The organism is Streptomyces capoamus, from assembly GCF_014654935.1.
Classification (GTDB): Bacteria; Actinomycetota; Actinomycetes; order Streptomycetales; family Streptomycetaceae; genus Streptomyces; species Streptomyces capoamus.
In genome coordinates, this window is record NZ_BNBF01000014.1 from 150,674 (window position 1) to 151,488 (window position 815).

Below are 815 nucleotides of genomic sequence, written 5' to 3' on the forward strand. Positions count from 1 at the left end.
GAGGTCGTGCTCGTTGACGGCCTGGGAGACCTCCTCCGGCAGCGGGCCGGAGTTGCCGATGCAGGTGGTGCAGCCGTAGCCGACGAGGTTGAAGCCGACCTTGTCGAGGTACGGGGTGAGGCCCGCCTTCTCGAAGTAGTCGGTGACGACCTTCGAACCCGGGGCGAGGGTGGTCTTGACCCACGGCTTGCGGGTCAGGCCCTTCTCGACCGCCTTCTTGGCCACCAGCGCCGCGGCGACCATGACGTACGGGTTGGAGGTGTTGGTGCAGGAGGTGATGGCGGCGACCGTCACCGCACCGTGGTCCAGCTCGTAGGTGGTGCCGTCGGGGGCGGTCACCTGCACCGGGTTGGACGGTACGGAACCGGTGCCCTGGCCGTGCTGCGGGGCGCCGGCGCCGTTCTCCTGGTGGCCGTAGGCCGGGGCGTCGGAGGCCGGGAAGGACTCGGCGCTGGCCTCGTCCACCGGGGAGGCGGCGACCTCCGCGGTCTGGCCGACCGGGGCCTCGACGTAGTTGAGGACGTCCTTGGCGAACTGCTGGGCGGCCTCGGCGAGGACGATGCGGTCCTGCGGGCGCTTCGGACCGGCGATGGACGGGACGACCGTGGAGAGGTCGAGCTCCAGCTTCTCGGAGAAGTCCGGCTCGGCGGCCGGGTCCAGCCAGAGGCCCTGCTCCTTGGCGTAGGCCTCGACCAGCGCGACCTGCTGCTCGCTGCGGCCGGTCAGGCGCAGGTAGTTCAGGGTCTCGTCGTCGATCGGGAAGATCGCGGCGGTGGAGCCGAACTCCGGCGACATGTTGCCGATGGTGGCGCGGT

1 protein-coding gene is annotated in these 815 nt (G+C 70.7%); it reads right to left on the reverse strand.

Going from position 1 to position 815, the window contains the following annotated elements:
* On the reverse strand, nt 1-815 hold an 815-nt coding region (locus IE312_RS41330), incomplete at both ends, for an aconitase family protein (RefSeq protein WP_268254331.1).